Annotated in this window: 5 protein-coding genes; 3 read left to right on the top strand and 2 right to left on the bottom strand. The window is 72.4% G+C overall.

The genetic code is table 11. The annotated features are described in order from the left end of the window. Positions 1 to 436 precede the first annotated feature (436 nt). From AB0F88_RS06185 to AB0F88_RS06175, 3 genes are all read left to right on the top strand, one after another. A complete protein-coding gene (locus AB0F88_RS06185; protein ID WP_362678037.1) occupies positions 437 to 787 on the top strand; it encodes an STAS domain-containing protein in 351 nt (116 codons plus the stop codon). Between the two features lie 261 nt (positions 788 to 1,048). Continuing rightward, positions 1,049 to 1,732, top strand: coding sequence for a hypothetical protein (locus tag AB0F88_RS06180; RefSeq protein WP_362678035.1), 684 nt, complete (start codon positions 1,049 to 1,051; stop codon positions 1,730 to 1,732). Between the two features lie 51 nt (positions 1,733 to 1,783). Then, entirely contained in the window at positions 1,784 to 2,416 is a 633-nt protein-coding gene (locus tag AB0F88_RS06175) for a hypothetical protein (RefSeq protein WP_362678033.1), read from the top strand. Between the two features lie 91 nt (positions 2,417 to 2,507). On the opposite strand, the gene AB0F88_RS06170 is transcribed toward AB0F88_RS06175, so the two are convergent. Next, a complete protein-coding gene (locus AB0F88_RS06170; protein WP_362678031.1) occupies positions 2,508 to 3,665 on the bottom strand; it encodes a hypothetical protein in 1,158 nt (385 codons plus the stop codon). 238 nt (positions 3,666 to 3,903) lie between these two features. Next, positions 3,904 to 6,144, bottom strand: a complete 2,241-nt coding sequence (locus AB0F88_RS06165) for a heavy metal translocating P-type ATPase (protein ID WP_362680544.1) — start codon at positions 6,142 to 6,144, stop codon at positions 3,904 to 3,906. Between the last annotated feature and the right edge of the window lie 217 nt (positions 6,145 to 6,361).

The following is a 6,361-nucleotide window of genomic DNA, read 5'->3' as shown; positions in this document are numbered from 1 at the left end:
CGGTTCGCCGTCCGCGTTCCCGGCTCCTCCAGCACTCGGTTCGCCGTCCGCGTTCCCGGCTCCTCCAGCACTCGGTTCGCCGTCCGCGTTCCCGGCTCCTCCAGCACTCGGTTCGCCGTCCGCGTTCCCGGCGCTTCAGGCGCCGTTCTCCGGTCCGTCACCGCTCCTCCCGGAGACGCCGTTCCGCTCCGAGACGCCGTTCCTCTCGGAAGTCCCGCCGGCCTCGGGAGGTCCGCTCCCCTCGGAGCCGCCGTCACCGCTGTCGCCCGAGCCCCCTTCCCCGTTCTTTCCCGGGAGCCCGCCGCCCCCCTCTCCGGGAAGCCCGCCGCCTCCGGGAAGCCCGCCACCGCTCTTCCCCGATGAGCCCTCTCCCCTCTCCCCGGACAGACCGCCACCGGACGGGCCGCCATCGGACGGGCGGTCATCGCTCTCCACGATGGCCTCACTCTCCCCCTCGCCACAGGTCCTCTCCTCCTTCGAGGCGTCTCCCTCCTTCGAGACGCCTCCGGAGACCTTCGGGACGTCTTCGGACACGCAGGCCCAGGCCGGGCCGTGGCTCATCCTCGACCTGCAGGGCCTCACCTTCTGCGACTCCACCGGGCTCGCGGAACTGCTGTGGCTCCTGCGCAGGAGCCAGGAGACCCGGACCCGCCTGGTGCTGGCCGGAGCGAGCCGGACGCTGCGCCACATGATGGCCACCACCGGGCTCCTGACCTACTTCACGATGGCCGCCTCCGTGGAGGAGGCCCTGCCGGACGAGGAGTTCAGGGCGGCGGAGGGGCACTGACGCACGGGCGGACGACGGTTCCGCTCTCCGGCGCGCGGCGGACCTCGCGGTCGTGAAGCGGCCCTCGCGTGAGGCCCCCACGGCGGCGTCCGGGAGAGACCGCATCCGTGGAAGACGCGCCCGCGGGAGAGGCCGCACAGAACTCTGAGACGTATGTCGTTAAAACGCACTCATTCGCCTGACAAGTGGGTCAATATCTTCTTACGGGAAAATCCACTATCCGGCGAAAGTGGGGTCCCGATGCGGAGAATGTCACCGCGGATGACCGCGGAAGCACTACCCGAGACCATGGACGGGCTGCCCGTGGCACCCGGGGAATTCCTCGCCCTCGTCTCCGTGGACTTCAGCGGGACGTACCAGGTCTACCTTGCCGCCAAGGACGAGCGCATCAAGATGACCCGGCTGTCCATGAGCCTGCTCGCCGCCCCGTTCGCGGCCGCGGTCGCGCTGGCCAGCGCGAAGGTGGTCAGCCCGGAGACGCTGACCACCTGGCTCACCGTGCCCTGGCACCTGTTCGCGATGGTCGCCGCGTTCGGGCTGCTCAGCGTGCTGCCCTTCCTGCGGCTGATCGAAGCCGTCAACGCGCACATGAGGACCGCGCGGGCGCTCAACAACTTCCGCCTGCTCTACACGGTTCACCTCAAGGACCAGTTCTCGGCCCTCGGCTGGACTCCCAACCTGCCGGTGGATCCCCGGTATCCGGAGACGTACGCGCCGATGGCCTGGCCGGGGATCAACGTGATGATGCTGGCCCTGGTCAACAGTTCCTACATCGCGGTGGGCGTGCTCGGAATGATCGGGGCGGCGCCGAGCATGGCGCTGCTCCTGGTGATCATCGGCCTGCTCGCGATGGTCCACTATCTCGTCTACTACGTTCGCGCCAATGTTTCCCGGCAACGCCGACTCCCACACAACCCCTTCCATTTCCCCAATGTGGAGACCTGAATGTCCGACCTCCTCAGATTCGCGTCTTGTGGGGAGACGTGGATCTGGCTGATGCGACACGTGACAGACAACGGCGGGCCCGCCCTGGACGACCGCGGCCCGATCATCGAGGCTCCGGCGGTGCTGTTCGAGGTCACCGGCCTGGCCTGGGACGACCCGGTGCTGAAATGCTACGGCGACGCCGGGAAGATCCCGCTGTACTCCAGCAAGTTCAGCGAGCGGTCGGTCGTCCCGCCGTTCAAGTACAGCTACGGAGGGCGGCTCCGCCAGTTCCTCGGTGTCGACCAGCTCGGCTGGATCGCCGACGTGCTGCGCGCCAAGCCGTACACCAAGAGCGGCTGGATCTCGCTCACCGCTCCCGGCGAGCCCTTCGACGCGGTGCCGTGCCTGACCAGCCTGGCCTTCAGGCTTCGTGCCGGGCGGCTGGTCATGACCGCCGCCTTCCGGTCGCAGAACGTGTTCACCTCCTACCTGAACTACGTACCGCTGCGCGGCATCCAGAGCGAGGTCGCGGACGGCCTCATGGTGGGCTGCGGATCGATGAGGGTCTTCGTCGACGTGCCTCACATCTACACCGCGGACGAGGCGACGGTCGGGGAGATCCTCCAGCTGGCGGAGCGCGACGGGCCCGGCGCGGGAGACCCCGTACCGGGCCCTGATCATCGGCCCTGTCCCATCCCCTGACCGGGCGGAGCGCCGGCGCGACGACCGGCCGCCCCCCGGCCTCCACCGTTCCGGGCGCGAGAGGATCGCGCGGTCCGGACGCGCGAGGAGATCACGATGACCGGCCGGCGCGGCGGGGGGAGACCCTCGCCCCGGCCTCGGCGAGCATTCCGGCCAGCTCGGAGTGCCCGCCGAGCACGGCCAGCTCGTAGGGCGTACGGCCCTCGAAGATCGGGTGGCCGGTGCCGGGACCGTCGAGACCCGCGCCGTGCTCGATCAGGAGCCTCAAGCACCGGGGCCGCCGCCTGATGACCGCGGTGAACACCTCGTCCTGGAGCATCTGCTCCGGTGTCGCGTGCGCGGGACCGAGGCGCCGGTGCCAGGGCCCGCCGTCCCCCCGGCCGAGACCGTACTCGAAGAGCAGCTCCAGGTGCTCGGTGTCGTCGGACCCGAACCCGCAGAGCCCCCGGTTGTAGAGCGTCTGGCTGTCGTTGGGATCGGCTCCCGCCTCCAGCAGGAGCCGGGCCAGCTCGGCGGAGCGCGGGTGCGGCGGCTCGCCGCGCTCGCCGCCGCCGAAGGCCCCGGTGAGCGCGGTGAACGGCGAGGGCAACCCCTCCCACAGGTATCCCGCGTCCGGGTCGGCACCGTGTTCGAGCAGCAGCCGGGCGGTCCGCGGCGCGTCGCCGCCCTCGACCCGCGAGTACGCCAGGTAGAGCAACGGCTCCCACCGGTACGGCCCGCCCTCGGCCCGCGCCTGGGCCGGGTCGGCCGCCAGCGTCGCCGCCATCGCCTCCGCCTGACCGGTCGCGGCCATGGTGTGGACGCTCGCGACCGCGAGTCCCGGGTCCAGGGCCAGCGCCCGCGCCGCCTCGCGGCGGCGCGACGGGTCGTCGTTCCCGTACGGCAGGCAGGCCAGCCGGAGGAACTCCGCGACCGGGTCCGCGCTCCGGGGTACCAGGTGGGGTGAGCGGGAGTGCCGGGCGAGGACGTCGAGGTGGGCGCGGAGCCGGGGCCAGCTCGCGAAGCCGTACGCCCTCGCGACCGTCAGCTGGGCGTCGGCCAGCGTGAACCCCTCCGGCGAGCGCGGGTCTCCCCCGGCCGGCGGTGGTCCGGCGGGCCGCGCCGGGAGACCGGGGAGCGGGCGGGGGTGGAACTCGGCGACCAGCTCCAGCGCGGCGGCGTCGGCGTCGCGGACCGCCCTCTTGAGGCGCTTGGCCTGGTTCCTCAGGTGTTCGAGGCTGGGATTGTCGGGAAGACGGCGAACAGGCACGGATGCCTCCCTTTCGTCACGCCCGACGTCCGCGCGATCGGGCCGAAAAGGAGGTCGACCGATGAGCAGTGTGGTGCTCAGGTGGGCTCTGCCCTTCCCGCGGACCGGGTGCGCCCTGCCGCGCGGACTCCACCATAACGCCCGCGCCGCGAGGGCGCCGCACCTCACCTGATGCGGCGCACCCGGAGGCCGTCGCCGATCCGCGCGGCCGCCCCGAACACGGTCGTGATCCGGGACCTCACCTGAAGCGGCGCAACCGCAGGCTGTTGCTGACCACGAACACCGAGGAGAGCGCCATCGCGCCCCCGGCGATCATCGGGGTGAGCAGCCCCAGAGCGGCCAGCGGGATGGCGGCGACGTTGTAGGCGAAGGCCCAGAACAGGTTGCCCCTGATGGTGCGCAGCGTGCGGCGGGACAGCCTGATCGCGTCGGCGGCCACCCGCAGGTCGCCCCGGACCAGGGTGAGGTCGGAGGCCTCGATCGCGACGTCGGTGCCGGTGCCCATCGCCATGCCGAGGTCGGCCTGGGCGAGGGCGGCGGCGTCGTTGACCCCGTCGCCGATCATGGCCACGGTGCGGCCCTCGGACTGGAGCCGCTTGACGACCTCCACCTTGTCGGCGGGCAGCACGTCGGCGATCACGTCCTCGATGCCGACGGCCCCGGCGACCGTACGGGCCACCGTCTCGTTGTCGCCGGTCAGCAGGACCGGGCGCAGGCCGAGCGCGCGCAGCGCGGCGACCGCCTCGGCCGAGGTGGGCTTGATCTCGTCGGCGACGGTGAGCACCGCGCGGGCCTTCCCGTCCCAGCCGACCGCGACGGCCGTCTCCCCGCGTTCCCGTGCCCGCTCCAGCTCCTCCTCCAGCTCGGGCGGCAGGTGCTGCGACCAGTCGGCGAGCAGCTGGGGCCGTCCGACGAGCACGGCGTGCCCGTCGACGACGCCCTGGACGCCGAGGCCCTCGACGTTCGCGAAGTCCTCGACCTGGGCGGTGGAGTCCGCCGCGCGGGCGACCGCGCGGGCGACGGGGTGCTCGGAGGCGCTCTCCAGCGCCCCGGCCAGCCGGAGCACCTCCTCGCGCTCCTCACCGGCGGCGGGGAAGACGTCCTTGAGGGTCATCGTGCCCGACGTCACGGTGCCGGTTTTGTCCAGGACGACGGTGTCGATGCCGTGGGTCGACTCCAGCGCCTCCGGCCCCTTGATCAGGATGCCCAGCTGGGCGCCCCGGCCGGTGCCGACCATCAGCGCGGTCGGCGTGGCGAGGCCCAGGGCGCAGGGGCAGGCGATGATCAGTACCGCCACGGCGGCGGTGAAGGCCGCGGCGGCGCCGGAACCGGTGCCGAGCCAGAAGCCGAGGGTGGCCACGGACAGCGCGATCACGATCGGCACGAACACCGCGGAGATCCGGTCGGCCAGCCGCTGCACGGCGGCCTTGCCGTTCTGCGCGTCCTCCACCAGCCTGGCCATCTGGGCGAGCTGGGTGTCCGAGCCGACCCGGGTGGCCCTCACCACGAGGCGCCCACCGGCGTTCACGGTGGCGCCGGCCACCGCGTCACCCGGCCGCACCTCGACGGGGACCGACTCGCCGGTCAGCATGGACGCGTCCACGGCCGAGGACCCCTCCTCGACCACGCCGTCCGTCGCGATCTTCTCCCCCGGCCGTACGACGAAGAGGTCGCCCGCCGTGAGCCTGCCGACCGGAACGACCTCCCCGGAGGCCAGCGTGACGTCCTTGGCGCCCATCGACAGCAGCGCGCGGAGCGCGGCACCGGCGCGCCGCTTGGAGCGGGCCTCGAAGTAGCGGCCCGCGAGGATGAAGGTGACCACCCCTGCGGCGGCCTCGAAGTAGATGTTCCCCGAGCCGTCGCCCCGGGACAGGGTGAACTCGAAGCCGTGCCGCATGCCCGGCATGCCCGCCGTGCCGAAGAACAGGGCCCAGAGCGACCAGGAGAAGGCGGCGATCGTCCCCAGCGAGACCAGCGTGTCCATGGTCGCGGCGCCGTGCCGCAGGTTGGTCCAGGCCGCCCGGTGGAAGGGCCACCCGCCGTAGACCACGACGGGACCGGCCAGGGCGAGGGAGAGCCACTGCCAGTGGTCGAACTGCAGCGCCGGGATCATCGCCATCGCGACGACCGGCAGCGACAGCACGATCGAGGTGATCAGGCGCTGCCTGAGGGGAGCGAGCCCGGCGCGCTCTTCCTCCGCCTCCCCCTCTTCCCCGTCCGTCCCGTCCCGCTCGGCGGACGCGGGCGGAGCGGGCGGTTCGGCGGTGTATCCGGCCTTCTCTACCTCCGCGACCAGATCTTCGGGGGTGACGCCGGCGGGGTAGGCGACCTTCGCCTTCTCGGTGGCGTAGTTGACGGTCGCGGTCACGCCGTCCAGCTTGTTGAGCTTGCGCTCGATGCGGGCCGCGCAGGAGGCACAGGTCATGCCGCCGATGGCGAGCTCGATCTCGCCGCGGGCGGGCGCCTCGCCGGTGGTCATGGACGTCACGGCCTCTCCTCGTACCTTCTCTGTCATCGTGCGCGGCTCTGTCATCGTGCGCGGCTCTGCCCCGGTCCGACGGGTCGTCGTGCGCGGCTCTGCCCCGGTCCGACGGGTCGTCGTGCGCGGCTCTGCCCCGGTCCGACGGCCGGAGCCGGCGTCGGCCGCCGGTCGGTCGGGGCCGTCGGGGCCGGGAACCTCGCCGCCGCCCGGGAGC

This window comes from Streptosporangium sp. NPDC023963 (assembly GCF_040639135.1).
Classification (GTDB): Bacteria; Actinomycetota; Actinomycetes; order Streptosporangiales; family Streptosporangiaceae; genus Streptosporangium.
Note: the sequence above shows the minus strand (reverse complement) of the source record. Positions and strands in the feature narration are given on the sequence as shown.

Coding starts and splice junctions, on each gene's coding strand:
- AB0F88_RS06180 (WP_362678035.1), top strand. CDS start 1,049: ATGACCGCGGAAGCACTACCCGAGACCATGGACGGGCTGCCCGTGGCA.
- AB0F88_RS06175 (WP_362678033.1), top strand. CDS start 1,784: ATGCGACACGTGACAGACAACGGCGGGCCCGCCCTGGACGACCGCGGC.
- AB0F88_RS06165 (WP_362680544.1), bottom strand. CDS start 6,144: ATGACCACCGGCGAGGCGCCCGCCCGCGGCGAGATCGAGCTCGCCATC.
- AB0F88_RS06185 (WP_362678037.1), top strand. CDS start 437: ATGGCCTCACTCTCCCCCTCGCCACAGGTCCTCTCCTCCTTCGAGGCG.